At 74.1% G+C, this 12,779-nt stretch carries 11 protein-coding genes; 1 reads left to right on the top strand and 10 read right to left on the bottom strand.

The genetic code is table 11. The features are described from left to right. Positions 1 to 109 precede the first annotated feature (109 nt). Complete coding sequence (locus ACIRS4_RS12545) at positions 110 to 1,534, bottom strand: RsmB/NOP family class I SAM-dependent RNA methyltransferase (protein ID WP_404193870.1); 1,425 nt, start codon at positions 1,532 to 1,534, stop codon at positions 110 to 112. 127 nt (positions 1,535 to 1,661) lie between these two features. Then, positions 1,662 to 2,594 (bottom strand): methionyl-tRNA formyltransferase, encoded by a 933-nt coding sequence (gene fmt / locus ACIRS4_RS12540; RefSeq protein ID WP_404193867.1) that lies wholly within the window; start codon positions 2,592 to 2,594, stop codon positions 1,662 to 1,664. A gap of 326 nt (positions 2,595 to 2,920) precedes the next feature. Here fmt and ACIRS4_RS12535 point away from each other — a divergent pair, with 326 nt between their 5' ends. After that, positions 2,921 to 3,466, top strand: a complete 546-nt coding sequence (locus tag ACIRS4_RS12535; RefSeq protein WP_404193864.1) for a hypothetical protein — start codon at positions 2,921 to 2,923, stop codon at positions 3,464 to 3,466. Positions 3,467 to 4,133: 667 nt separating this feature from the next. Here ACIRS4_RS12535 and ACIRS4_RS12530 read toward each other — a convergent pair. The 8 genes from ACIRS4_RS12530 to ACIRS4_RS12495 form a co-directional block, all read right to left on the bottom strand. Beyond that, positions 4,134 to 6,317: a primosomal protein N' gene (locus ACIRS4_RS12530; protein WP_404193862.1), complete on the bottom strand. Its 2,184-nt coding sequence runs from the start codon at positions 6,315 to 6,317 to the stop codon at positions 4,134 to 4,136. Positions 6,318 to 6,454: 137 nt separating this feature from the next. Continuing rightward, on the bottom strand, positions 6,455 to 7,663 hold the full coding sequence (gene metK / locus ACIRS4_RS12525) for a methionine adenosyltransferase (RefSeq protein WP_358799111.1): 1,209 nt from the start codon (positions 7,661 to 7,663) through the stop codon (positions 6,455 to 6,457). 252 nt (positions 7,664 to 7,915) lie between these two features. Next, entirely contained in the window at positions 7,916 to 9,118 is a 1,203-nt protein-coding gene (gene coaBC / locus ACIRS4_RS12520; protein ID WP_404193858.1) for a bifunctional phosphopantothenoylcysteine decarboxylase/phosphopantothenate--cysteine ligase CoaBC, read from the bottom strand. Positions 9,119 to 9,238: 120 nt separating this feature from the next. After that, positions 9,239 to 9,511 (bottom strand): DNA-directed RNA polymerase subunit omega, encoded by a 273-nt coding sequence (gene rpoZ / locus ACIRS4_RS12515; RefSeq protein WP_003977348.1) that lies wholly within the window; start codon positions 9,509 to 9,511, stop codon positions 9,239 to 9,241. Positions 9,512 to 9,561: 50 nt separating this feature from the next. Next, the gene (gene gmk / locus ACIRS4_RS12510) at positions 9,562 to 10,155 is read right to left on the bottom strand and encodes a guanylate kinase (protein ID WP_404193855.1); all 594 of its coding nucleotides are present in this window, start codon (positions 10,153 to 10,155) and stop codon (positions 9,562 to 9,564) included. Positions 10,156 to 10,215: 60 nt separating this feature from the next. Next, on the bottom strand, positions 10,216 to 10,539 hold the full coding sequence (locus ACIRS4_RS12505; protein ID WP_130444535.1) for an integration host factor: 324 nt from the start codon (positions 10,537 to 10,539) through the stop codon (positions 10,216 to 10,218). Between the two features lie 278 nt (positions 10,540 to 10,817). Beyond that, complete coding sequence (pyrF, locus tag ACIRS4_RS12500; RefSeq protein WP_404193852.1) at positions 10,818 to 11,669, bottom strand: orotidine-5'-phosphate decarboxylase; 852 nt, start codon at positions 11,667 to 11,669, stop codon at positions 10,818 to 10,820. Continuing rightward, positions 11,666 to 12,772, bottom strand: coding sequence for a quinone-dependent dihydroorotate dehydrogenase (locus ACIRS4_RS12495; protein ID WP_404193849.1), 1,107 nt, complete (start codon positions 12,770 to 12,772; stop codon positions 11,666 to 11,668). Before ACIRS4_RS12495 ends, pyrF begins: the two co-directional genes overlap by 4 nt. Positions 12,773 to 12,779 lie beyond the last annotated feature (7 nt).

Genomic DNA, 12,779 nt, shown 5'->3' with positions numbered 1-12,779 from the left:
CCCGGTCGTGAGCACGGTGCGGGTCGTGGACGGGCGGTCGCGCCCACCCGGCGGAGCCGCACATCGCCACCGTCCCGCGCCCCTTCAGGGGCGCTTGCCACATCCGGCGTCAGGCGGTGCGGCGGAGGATCGCCAGGTACATCGCGTCCGTGCCGTGCATGTGGGGCCAGAGCTGGATGTCGGGGCCGTCGCCGAGGGCCGGTACGCCCGCGAGCAGGGGACGGGCGTCGATCAGCTCGGCCTCGGGGTGCTGCTTGAGGATGTCGGCGACGACGGCGCGGGTCTCGGCGAGGTGCGGCGAGCAGGTGGCGTAGCCGACGACGCCGCCGACGCGCACGGACTCCAGCGCGGAACGCAGCAGCCCCCGCTGGAGGGGCGCGAAGCCCTCCAGGTCCTCCGGCCGGCGCCGCCAGCGCGCCTCGGGCCGGCGGCGCAGGGCGCCGAGCCCGGTGCAGGGCACGTCCATCAGCACCCGGTCGAAGGAGCCGGGCCGCCACGGCGGGCGCGTCCCGTCGGCCGCGATGACCTGGTACGGGCCCGGGTTGCCGTCCAGGGCCTTCGCCACCAGGCCCGCCCGGTGCGGCTGCTTCTCGGAGGCGAGGAGCACCGCGCCGCGCTCGGCCGCGAGGGCCGCAAGCAGCGCGGCCTTGCCGCCGGGGCCGGCGCAGCCGTCGAGCCAGCGCTCGTCGCGTCCGTCCAGCGGCGCGGCGGCGAGCGCGAGCGCGACGAGCTGGCTCCCCTCGTCCTGCACGCCGGCCCGCCCCTCCCGCACGGCGTCGACCGCTCCGGGCTCGCCGCCCTCGGTGAGCCGCACGGCGTACGGCGACCAGCGGCCCGGCACGGCGGCCTCCTCGCGCAGCAGCTCGTCCACGGTGGACCGGCCGGGCCGGGCGACCAGCGTCACCTCGGGCCGCTCGTTGTCGGCCTCCAGCAGGTCCTCGATACCGTTGCGCCCGCCGCCGAGGGAGTCCCACAGCGCGGAGACGACCCACCTCGGGTGCGAGTGGACGACGGCGAGATGGTCCTCGGGGTCGTCGTCGTAGGGCGGCGCGACCTGCTCCACCCATGTGTCGAGGTCGTGCTGCGCCACCTTGCGGAGCACGGCGTTGACGAACTTGGCCCGCCCGTCCCCGAGCACGACCCGCGCGAGCTCGACGGAGGCGGAGACCGCGGCGTGGGTCGGGATGCGGGTGCCGAGCAGCTGGTGCGCGCCGAGACTGAGCACGTCCAGCACCGGCGGGTCGACCTCCCTGAGCGGCCGGTCGACGCACGCGGCGATCACGGCGTCGTACGTGCCCTGCCGCCGCAGCGTCCCGTACACCAGCTCGGTGGCCAGCGCGGCGTCCCGCCCGTCGAAGTCCCCGCTCTCGCGCGCCTTGCGCAGCAGCGGCGGCAGCACGAGGTTGGCGTACGCGTCCCGCTCGTCCACGGCCCGCAGCGCCTCGAACGCGAGGATGCGGACGGGGTCCTTCTGCGGCCGACGGTAGGGCTTGCCGGTGGTACGGGGCCGAGGGCGGCGGGGCTGATCGCTCACGAAAAAGGTGCTCCGGGTGAAGGTGAACCAGACTCCCCCAGCGTACGCGGCAGCCGCCGGGCCCGGACCGCGGGCCGGGGCCCGCCGCAGCCGCTGCAGCGCCCCTTGCCCGCCCCGCCGGACTGCCTCAGCCGCCCACGTGCTCGCCGTCTCCGATGCGGGCCCCGCGGGCCCAGTCCGCCGCGCTCATCGGCTTCTTGCCCTGGGCCTGGACCCACAGCAGCTCGACGGCGTACGAGCCGGTGCCGACGTGGACGCTGTTCTTGCCGACGGCGAGCGCGCCGGGGGCGAGGTCGTCGCGGCCCGGGACCGGACGCACCTGGATCAGCTTCAACCGCTCGCCCCGGAACGTCGTCCAGGCGCCCGGCGCGGGCGTGCAGCCCCGCACGACCCGGTCGACGCGCAACGCGGGTGCCGCCCAGTCGACACGTGCGTCCTCCACGGTGATCTTCGGGGCGAGGGTGACGCCGTCCTGCGGCTGCGGCACGGCCTTCAGGGTGCCGTCCTCGACGCCGTCCATGGTCGCCGCGAGCAGGCCGGCGCCCGCGAAGGCGAGCCGGGTCAGCAGGTCCCCGCTGGTGTCGGTGGCGCGGACCTCCTCCGTCACCGTCCCGTAGACGGGACCCGAGTCCAGCCCCTCCTCGATGAGGAACGTGGAGGCGCCGGTGATCTCGTCCCCCGCCATGACGGCGTGCTGCACGGGCGCTGCTCCCCGCCACGCCGGCAGCAGCGAGAAGTGCAGGTTGACCCAGCCGTGCGCCGGGATGTCGAGGGCCACCTTGGGCAGCAGGGCGCCGTAGGCGACGACGGGACAGCAGTCCGGCGCGATCTCCCTGAGCCGCTCCAGGAACTCCGGCTCCCTCGGCCTGGCCGGCTTGAGCACCTCGATGCCGGCCTCCTCGGCGCGCTGGGCCACCGGGGAGGCGACCAGCCGCCGTCCCCGCCCGGCCGGGGCGTCGGGCCGCGTGACGACGGCGGCCACCTCGTGCCGCCCGGAGGCGATCAGGGCGTCCAGGGCGGGGACGGCGACCTCGGGGGTGCCGGCGAAGACGAGCTTCATGGGTGGGACGGGCCTCTCGGAGGGGTCGGACGGCGGGCAGCGCCCAAGTTTATTGGGGCTCGTGCGCGTGCCCGGAAGGCGAGTACGGGATGCCGGGCGCCGGAGGGCTCAGCCTCCGTCGGCGACCGCCCGGTGGCAGGAGACGTACGCCCGCCCGCCATCAGTCGCGCGCACCCCGCGCAGGGGGCGTACGCATATGCCCATACGCCCCCACACCGTGACCAGCGGAGCTGACCCGCGTTGGTCAAGAAAGAGTTGACCACACCGGACCGCGCCCCACCGCGGCCCGCCCCTTTCTCCTCATCGCCGGTTCGAGAGGCTTGTTCATGGCCGACCACGCAACCCACGACGCCCAGGCCCGGGCCAGCCTGCACTTGCTGGTACGGGACATCGAGCGGGTCCGCCGACAGGTGGACGCGCTCCGCACCCTCACCGCCCAGCTGGGCAACGTCTACCGCCCGCGCCGCTCCGGCCCCTCCACGGGCTTCGTCGTCTACGGACGCGCCCCCGCCCCCACGGTCCGCCTCGCCCAGGAGCTGCGGGACAGCGTGGAGACCCTGGTGACCGCGGCGGTGGACTTCGACCGTTCGCTCGGCTTCTCGTGGGACGCGGTGGGCTCCGCGCTCGGCGTCACCAAGCAGGCGGTCCACCGCCGTTACGGCGCCCGCCGTGCCGCCGCCCAGAGCGCCGCCGCGGAGCCCGAGCGGGCGGCGGAGCCCACGGGCAGCCGCCCGGTGAACGTGGGCGCCGGGATCGCCGCGGTCCCGACGGTGCCGGCGGCCCGCTCCATGCCGACCCAGCCGACGGCGGGCAGCCCGTCCCTGCGCGAGGAAGTCCGCCCGACGGCCTTCCCCGGCCCCCGCAACGGCTGAATCCCCCGACCATCACCTGCCCTCTCGTCCCACCGAGAGGGCAGCGCCACGCCCGGCGCAAGCCGACCCGGCCGGCGGGGCGGGGATTCACGCTCGGAGGGTCGAGGCCACCCGGGGGCCGACATGGCCCAGGCGACCCGACCCGCGGGGCCGGGGCGTCCCGGCCCGCCGGCCGACGGCACCCGGCCGACGAGACGGGGCATCCCGGCCCCCGAGACCGAAGCCACCCGGCCGACGAGACAAGGGCGCTCCGGCCTACGGGCAGGAACTCCCCAGCCCCCAGACCGAAGCCACCCGGCCGACGAGGCAGGAACACCCCGGCCCGCGGGCCGAAGCCACCCGGCCGACGAGACGGGGGCACCCCTGCCTACGGGGCAGGAACGCCCCAGCCCGGCAGGCGCATCCCGGCCTACGAGGCAGGAACGCCCCAGCCCGCCGCGATCCGCTCGCGCTCGGTGCGCGCGCTGACGTAGTCGGAAGCCGAAGCCACCAGGCCGACGCGGCAGGGGCATCCGGCCCGGCAGGGGCATCCGGCCCGGCAGGGGCATCCCGGCACCCGACGCAGGGGCGTCCCGGCCGACAACGCGGGGCGTCCTTGCCGCGAGGCCGAGGCCGGTCGGCCGGTCGGGCGGGGCTCCGTGTGTGTCACGCCGCCCGAACCGCCCCCTCAGCCGATGTCCGGCGGGTCGATCCGCACCCACACCTGGGAGCCCGCGCCGCTCCCCGCGGCCGCGCTGCCCCCGCTGCGGGCCATACGGGCCGCCTGCGCGGTCTTCAGCGCAGCGGCCAGTGCCGCCCCACGGCCCGGTGGGACACGGATCAAAGCCCGTTCCCAGTGTTCGCCGGGCGGTGGCGCGCCGGGGCGGCGCGGCCGGCCCGCAGGAGTGGGCGGCACGGGAACGGGCCCCAGCACCTCGGCCTCCTGCGGCAGCTGCACCGCGTCCAGGAACGCCGCGACCGCCTCCCCCGCCCCCGTCACCGACGCCATCCGCGACACCGGCGGGAAGCCCAGCTCGGCCCGCTCGGCCAGCTCCCGCACGGCGTGGCCGACGGGGTCCCACCGCACCAGCGCCTGCACGGGCCGCAGCGTCGGCTCGGCGACGACGACCACCGTCCCCCCGTCCCCCTGCGGCCGCACCAGCGAGGCCGCCGCGATCCAGCGCCGCAGCGCGTCCTCCCCGGCCCGCAGATCGGGCCGCCCCAGCATGGCCCACCCGTCCAGCAGCAGCGCGGTCGCGTACCCGCCCTCGGCGACCGGTTCCGCGCCTGGCGTGCTCACCACGAGCGCCGGAGTCCCCGGCACGGTGTCCAGCACATGCTCCCGCCCCGAGGTGCGCACCGGTACCGCCGGGAACGCCCGCCCCAGCTCCTCGGCGGTCCGCCGCGCCCCCACGACCTGGGCCCGCAACCGGAAGCCTCCGCACTCGGGGCAGTGCCACGCACCCTCCTCGCGCCCGCACCAGCCGCACGCCAGGGCTGTGCCGCCGTCCCGCGCCTCCAACGGCCCGGAACAGTGCCCGCAGCGCGCCGGCGCCCGACAGTCGGCGCACGCCAGCCGCGGTACGTACCCCCGGCGCGGCACCTGCACCAGCACCGGCCCGTGCCGCAGCCCCTCCCGCACGGCCTGCCAGGCGAGCGTGGGCAGTCGCGCGGCGCGCGCGGCCTCGTCCCGGGCGAGATCCTGGTCGCCCACCGTACGCACCAGCGGAGCCGCCCGCCGCACCTGCTCCCGCCCCGCCGCCAGGGGCCGCGCCCACCCGCTCTCGACGAGCTGGGCGCCCTCCACGGTGCAGCTCCAACCCCCCATCAGGAAGCCGCACTTGTCCTGTGCGGCGCGCAGCAGCAGCACATCGCGGGTGTGCGGCTGCGGGGCGTGCTGCTCGCTGTGGCTGTCGTCGCCGTCGTCCCAGACGGCCACCAGCCCGAGGTCGCGCACGGGGGCGAACATGGCGGCCCGCGTCCCGACGACGGCCCGTACGGCGCCGCGCCGCACGGCGAGCCACTCCCGGTACCGCTTCTGCGGCCCGGCATCGGCGGTCAGCAACGCGTGCCGCCCCTCGCCCAGCAAGGCGGTCAGCGCGCCGTCCACCCGCGCGGCGGCCCGCCCGTCCGGCACGACGACGAGGGCGCCGCGCCCGGAGGCCAGCGTCGCGGCGACGGCCCGCGCGAGCTCCTCGCCCCACCCGGGCCCGGGCAGAGCGTTCCACACGGCCCGTGGGGACGCGCCCGAGGCCAGGGCCTCCAGGAACGCGGGCCCGTGCTCGTAACGCGCCCAGGTGCCCGCCTCGGGGCTCCTGGGCGGCGGCAGAGGAGCGGGCGAGGGCTGCTGCTCCGCCTTGGCGCTGCGCGGGGGCACCGCGAGCTGCAGCACGTCGGCGAGGCTCCCCGCGTACCGGTCGGCGACGGCCCGCGCCAGCCCGAGCAGTTCCGGGCTGAGCACCGGCTCGGGCGACACCACCTGGGCGAGGGCCGCCAGCGGTCCGGAGTAGTCGGATGCGGCGAGCCGCTCGACGAGGAAACCGTCGATGAGCCCCCCGCCCTCGCGCCGCCCCTCGCGCACCCGCCCGCGCCCGGCGCCGAAGCGCACCCGCACCCGCACCCCCGGCTGCGCCTCGGCGTCCAGCTCGGCCGGCACCGCGTAGTCGAAGTAGCGGTCGAGATGCAGCACGCCCTTGTCGACGAGGACCCGAGCGACCGGCAGCTCCCCGGCCAGCTCGGCCCCCCTCCAGGTCCGCGGCTTGGCACGGGGCGCCTTCGCCTTGCGCACGCTCTCCCGGATCAGCGCGAGCTGCTCCGGCGCCGCGGCCTCCCCGGCCCCGCCGCCGGCCCCCTGCCCGTTGTCGCTGCTCACGCTTGCATTCTTACCAAACGGCACCGACAACCACGGCCCACGCACGCGCCGAGGCCCGGCCCCCTCGAAGGGGACCGGGCCTCGTGCGTCGGTCGGAAGCGGCTTCAGCCCTCGGGCCCCGCTTCCTGAAACCGGTGTTACAGACCCGCGGCCTCGCGCAGCGCGTCCACGCGGTCCGTGCGCTCCCAGGTGAACTCGGGAAGCTCACGGCCGAAGTGGCCGTACGCGGCGGTCTGGGCGTAGATCGGGCGCAGCAGGTCGAGGTCGCGGATGATCGCGGCCGGGCGGAGGTCGAAGACCTCGTCGATGGCCTTCTCGATCTTCTCGGGCTCGATGGTGTGGGTGCCGAAGGTCTCGACGAAGAGACCGACCGGCTCGGCCTTGCCGATCGCGTAGGCGACCTGGACCTCGCAGCGCGAGGCCAGACCGGCGGCGACCACGTTCTTGGCGACCCAGCGCATGGCGTACGCGGCGGAGCGGTCGACCTTGGACGGGTCCTTGCCGGAGAAGGCGCCGCCGCCGTGCCGGGCGAAGCCGCCGTAGGTGTCGATGATGATCTTGCGGCCGGTCAGGCCGGCGTCGCCCATGGGGCCGCCGATCTCGAAGCGGCCGGTGGGGTTGACCAGCAGACGGTAGTTCTCGGTGTCGAGCTTGATGCCCTCGCCGAGGAGCGCCTGCAGCTCCGGCTCCACGACGAACTCGCGGATGTCCGGCGTGAGCAGCGAGTCCAGGTCGATGTCGGACGCGTGCTGAGAGGAGACGACGACCGTGTCCAGGCGGACCGCCTTGTCGCCGTCGTACTCGATGGTGACCTGGGTCTTGCCGTCGGGGCGCAGGTAGGGAATGGTCCCGTTCTTGCGGACGTCCGACAGGCGCTTGGACAGGCGGTGCGCCAGGAAGATCGGCAGCGGCATCAGCGTCGGCGTCTCGTCGGACGCGTAGCCGAACATCAGGCCCTGGTCGCCGGCGCCCTGCTTGTCCAGCTCGTCCTCGTCGCCCTCGACGCGGGACTCGTAGGCCGTGTCGACGCCCTGGGCGATGTCGGGCGACTGCGCGCCGATGGACACCGAGACACCGCAGGAGGCGCCGTCGAAGCCCTTCTTGGAGGAGTCGTAGCCGATCTCGAGGATCTTCTCCCGGACGAGCTGGGGGATCGGCGCGTAGGCCTGGGTGGTTACCTCACCGGCCACGTGCACCAGACCGGTCGTGATCAGGGTCTCGACCGCGACCCTGGAGGTCGGGTCCTCGCGCAGAAGCGCGTCGAGAATGGTGTCGCTGATCTGGTCAGCGATCTTGTCGGGGTGACCCTCGGTCACGGACTCCGAGGTGAACAGGCGACGGGACACAACGCTCCCTGGGGTTGCAGCGGCTGCTGGCTGATCATGGGCGGACGCGTCGGGGGCTGCGCCCGGCGTCGTCCGAGAAACAGTTTATCGGTCGAGCTCGTCCATCGGTCCTCGTGTCTCGCTTCTCGGGAGCACTGTGACCTGCGGCACGCGCATTCTGCCCAATGCGGTACGCCGTTGGCCAGGGGGGCACGCCCCGATCGGGAAGGTTCCCCCCGAGCGGGGGGCCATGCGGCGGGTCCCCGGAAGAATTCACCGCAGGCGCTGCGCCACCAGATCCCACACCGTGTCGGCGAGTGCTTCCTTGGGGCCGTGCGGCACGGGGGTCTCGCTGCCGTCGGCGCCCAGCACGACCGCCTCGTTCTCCTCGGCGCCGAAGGTCTTGCGCTCCCCCACCTCGTTCACCACGAGCAGATCGCACCCCTTGCGGCGCAGCTTGGCCCGGCCGTTGGCCAGGACGTCGTCCGTCTCGGCGGCGAAGCCGACGACGACCTGGCCGGGGCGGGCGCGCTCGGCGGAGACCTCCGCGAGGACGTCGGGGTTGCGTACCAGGACGATCGGGTCGGGTTCCTGGCCGTCCTTCTTCTTGATCTTGCCGGTCCGGTAGGCAGCCGGGCGGAAGTCGGCGACGGCCGCCGCCATGACGACCGCGTCGGCGTCCGCGGCGGCCTTCAGGACGGCCTCGCGCAGGTGCACGGCCGTGTCGACCGGGACGACGTCGACGCCCGCCGGGTCGGGCAGTGCGGCGTTCGCCGCGACCAGGGTGACCCGGGCGCCGCGGGCGGCGGCGGTGCGGGCGAGGGCGTAGCCCTGCTTGCCGGAGGAGCGGTTGCCGAGGAAGCGCACGGGGTCGAGGGGTTCGCGGGTGCCGCCGGCGCTGACGACGACGTGCCGTCCGGCGAGGTCGGGTTCCCGCACTCCCCGGGCGAGGACACGGCGGCAGACCTCGAAGATCTCGGCCGGGTCGGGCAGCCGCCCCTTGCCGGTGTCGACGCCGGTGAGGCGGCCGACGGCCGGTTCGACGACGACGGCGCCGCGGCGGCGCAGCGTCGCCACGTTCTCCTGGGTGGCCGGGTGCTCCCACATCTCGGTGTGCATCGCGGGCGCGAAGACGACCGGGCAGCGGGCCGTGAGCAGGGTGTTGGTCAGCAGGTCGTCGGCCAGGCCGTGGGCGGCCCTCGCGAGGGTGTCCGCGGTGGCGGGGGCGACGACGACCAGGTCGGCGTGCTGGCCGATGCGGACGTGCGGGACCTCGTGGACGTCGTCCCAGACCTCGGTGGAGACGGGATTGCCCGAGAGGGCGGACCAGGTGGCGGCACCGACGAAGTGCAGCGCGGAGGCGGTGGGCACGACCCGGACGTCATGGCCGGACTCCGTCAGTCTGCGCAGCAGCTCACAGGCCTTGTAGGCGGCGATGCCACCGCTGACTCCCAGTACGACCTTCGGCTTGTCCACCGTCTCTCCCCGGACCTCGGCGCCGCACGCCGTGGCTTTGGCGTACGGGTCCATCACACACCACAGGCCCGGCAGAACGACTGCCGGGCCTGTGGAAAAACCTGCTGCGAGCTGAAAATACTACTGAGCCGGGCCTTCGATGGCCTCGGAGGTCAGCAGGCCCGCGTTGATCTCGCGAAGGGCGATCGAGAGCGGCTTCTCGTGGACGTGGGTGTCGACGAGCGGACCGACGTACTCGAGGAGGCCCTCGCCGAGCTGCGAGTAGTACGCGTTGATCTGGCGGGCCCGCTTGGCCGCGTAGATCACGAGGCTGTACTTCGAGTCGGTGGCCTCGAGGAGCTCGTCGATCGGCGGGTTGATGATGCCCTCGGGCGCGGAGATGGAAGAGGACACGCTCTACCTTCCGATGGATGGGAAACGAGGAACGGTGATCACACTCGCGATCACACGCCATCCGTCAAGGCTAGCAGCTCACGCGCCACATCCTCGACGGAGGTGTTGACCAGGGTCTCGTCGAACTCGGGCTCGGCCGCGAGTTCGATCTTCGCCGCCTCCAGACGGCGCGCGATCACCTCGGGCGGCTCGGTGCCCCGGCCGGTGAGCCGGCGGACCAGTTCCTCCCAGGAGGGAGGAGCCAGGAAGACCAGCTGGGCCTCGGGCATGGACTCGCGGACCTGCCGGGCGCCCTGGAGGTCGATCTCCAGGAGCACGGGCTCGCCCGCCTCCAGCCGCTCCAGCACGGCGGCCCGCGGGGTGCCGTAGCGGTTGCCGGCGAACTCGGCCCACTCCAGCAGCTCGCCGTTGGCGATCAGCTTGTCCATCTCGTCGTCGCTGACGAAGAAGTAGTGGACGCCGTGCCGTTCGCCGGGGCGCGGCTTGCGGGTGGTCGCTGACACCGAGAGCCAGAGCTCGGGGTGCTCCTTGCGCATATGGGCGACGACCGTGCTCTTGCCGACCCCGGAGGGGCCGGAGAGCACGGTCAGCCGCGGACGTGCGTCCGGGGGTACGGGGGACGTCCCCCGGGGTGTTGCAGCCATGCAGCGATTATTCCAGTTGTCACGCGGTGCCCGGGACGGTCCTCCCGGAGCACCCGGGACTCACTTGGCGGTCTCGCCGAACTCGCGCTCCAGGGAGGCGATCTGGTTCGAGCCGAGACCGCGCACGCGGCGGCTCTCGGAGATGCCGAGCCGCTCCATGATCTGCTTGGCGCGGACCTTGCCCACGCCGGGGAGCGACTCGAGCAGGGCGGAGACCTTCATCTTGCCGATGACGTCGTTCTCCTGGCCCTGCTTGATGACCTCGTGAAGGGAGGCGCCGGAGTGCTTGAGTCGATTCTTGACCTCGGCCCGCTCCCGGCGAGCCGCGGCGGCCTTCTCGAGCGCGGCTGCGCGCTGTTCGGGGGTAAGGGGCGGAAGAGCCACGCCTACGTCACCTCGGATGTCGAACTGTCGGATACGGACCGGTGAGGAACCTAGTCGCCCCACACCTGGTGAGCGACGAGCAACACGCTCGCCCGTTCACTCTCCGTCGGAGACTAGCGGCCAACTCCGCCGGAGTCAGCGAGAACCAAGGAAAAGTCCTGGTCAGCCTCCGCCAGGACGGACATTTAGGGCATAACGCCCTGGATTCGGGACTGTAATCGGACTCGAGCCCCCGCCGGGCCGTCCGACCGAGCCCCCGGTCGGACGGCCGAGGAGGCTCAGACGGCCGTCACGGCGGTGCGGATCTCCTGTGCGAACCGTTCCGCCTCGTCACGCAGCGCGACCACGTCGGGCCCGTGACGCAGCACACCGCGGCTGACGTTCGGCACGACGTTGCGCACGGCGCCGCGGAAGACCCGCGGCAGGTCGGCCGGCGTCGCCCCCTGGGCCCCGATGCCCGGCGCGAGCAGCGGGCCGTTGACGTCGAGGTCGTACGCGGACAGGTCGCCCAGCGTGGCGCCGACGACCGCGCCGAAGGAACCGAGAGGCTCCTCCCCCGCGTTCTCGGCGGCCAGGTGCGCCAGCATCGTCGCGCCCACGTTCCGGCCGGCGTGGTCCTCCACGCGCACCGCGTGCTGCACCTCGCGGCCCTCCGGGTTGGAGGTCAGCGCCAGCACGAACAGTCCGGCGCCGCTCTCCCGTGCCATCGCCACCGCCGGCGAGAGCGAGCCGTAGCCGAGGTACGGCGAGACGGTGAGAGCGTCGGAGAACAGCGGGGCGTCCTTGCGCAGGAACGCCTCGGCGTACGCGGCCATGGTCGAGCCGATGTCGCCGCGCTTGGCGTCCATCACGACCAGCGCGCCGGCCGCCCGCGCCTCCGCCACCGACTTCTCCAGCACGGCGACGCCGCGCGAGCCGAAGCGTTCGAAGAAGGCGCTCTGCGGCTTCAGGACGGCGACCCGGCCGGCCAGCGCCTCCACGACCGTCCGGCTGAACCGTTCCAGCCCGGCGACGTCGTCGTTCAGCCCCCACTCGGCGAGCAGGGAGGCGTGCGGGTCGATGCCGACGCACAGCGGGCCGCGCTCGTCCATGGCCCGGCGCAGCCGCGCGCCGAAGGACTCCAGGGTCATGCCGTCCTCCTGACGTCGGCGCCGACCGCGTCGGCCAGCGTGGCGTAGGGACTGGTGCGCAACCGCGCCGCGAGCCCCTTGTGGATCGCGCGGCCCCAGAAGGGCCCCTCGTACACGAAGGCGCTGTAGCCCTGGACGAGCGTGGCGCCGGCGAGGATGCGCTGCCAGGCGTCCTCGGCGTTCTCGACGCCTCCGACGCCCACCAGGGTGATCCGGTCGCCCACGCGCGCGTAGAGGCGGCGCAGCACCTCCAGGGAGCGTGTCCTGAGCGGGGCGCCGGACAGTCCTCCGGTCTCCTTGACCAGCGCGGGCGCGGAGGTCAGACCGAGGCCCTCGCGCGCGATGGTGGTGTTGGTGGCGATGATGCCGTCCAGGCCGAGTTCCACGGCGAGGTCGGCGACCGCGTCGACGTCCTCGTCGGCGAGGTCCGGCGCGATCTTCACCAGCAGCGGCACCCGGCGGGTGGTCACCGTGCGGTCGGCGGCCTCGCGCACGGCGCTCAGCAGCGGGCGCAGCGCCTCGGTGGCCTGGAGGTTGCGCAGTCCCGGGGTGTTGGGCGAGGAGACGTTGACGACCAGGTAGTCGGCGTACGGCGCGAGCCGCTCGGTCGACTTCACGTAGTCGCCGACGGCCTCCTCCTCGGGGACGACCTTGGTCTTGCCGATGTTGACGCCCACGACCGTCTTGAAGACCGGCTCGCGGGAGGCGAGGCGGGCGGCGACGGCCAGCGAGCCCTCGTTGTTGAAGCCCATGCGGTTGATCAGGGCGCGGTCGGACACCAGCCGGAACAGCCGCTTCCTGGGGTTGCCCGGCTGCGCCTCCCCGGTGACCGTGCCGATCTCGACGTGGTCGAAGCCGAGCATCGCCATGCCGTCGATCGCGACCGCGTTCTTGTCGAAGCCGGCGGCGAGCCCGAAGGGGCCGTGCATCCGCAGTCCGAAGGCCTCGGTGCGCAGCTCCCGGTGGCGGGGCGCGAGGGCGGCGGCCACGAAGGTGCGCAGGACGGGGACGCGGGCGGCGAGGCGGATCCAGCGGAAGGCGAGGTGGTGGGCCCGCTCGGGGTCCATCCGCTTGAAGACGAGAGTGAAGAAGATCTTGTACATGATTCCC

Origin of the sequence: Streptomyces sp. NPDC101166, from assembly GCF_044768125.1 — a bacterium.
Lineage (GTDB): Bacteria > Actinomycetota > Actinomycetes > Streptomycetales > Streptomycetaceae > Streptomyces.
Note: the sequence above shows the minus strand (reverse complement) of the source record. Positions and strands in the feature narration are given on the sequence as shown.